Annotated in this window: 1 protein-coding gene; it reads right to left on the bottom strand. The window is 62.8% G+C overall.

The window, feature by feature from the left end; all coding sequences use genetic code 11:
* On the bottom strand, window positions 1-325 hold a 325-nt coding region (locus tag CVN76_RS02375; protein ID WP_198512443.1), incomplete at both ends, for a virulence factor SrfB.

Genomic DNA, 325 nt, shown 5'->3' with positions numbered 1-325 from the left:
GCGCGTGAACCGGGCTGCCGTCGGCCAGCATGGCCTGGGCAATTTTAACGCCCTCGGCACCTTGCTTTTCGCTGCCGGTAATGGCCAACCGCAGGCTGATGACCGCATCGCCTGCCAGCTTGCGTGCCAACAGGGGGTCGGTGATGGTCAGCGTATATAACGGCGATGCCGGCCAGCGCGGGTTGTCCAGCTGACGGAACCCCAGGCGCAAAGGACCACGCAGCTGGAAGCACCCGGCGGGATCCAGCGCAAAATCGGCGCGATCCAGATCGATGTCGCGATAGTAGACGTTATCGTCCGCCAGCATGTTATTGCCGTCCAGCAT

It is taken from the genome of Bacillus sp. mrc49 (assembly GCF_002803435.1).
Note: the sequence above shows the minus strand (reverse complement) of the source record. Positions and strands in the feature narration are given on the sequence as shown.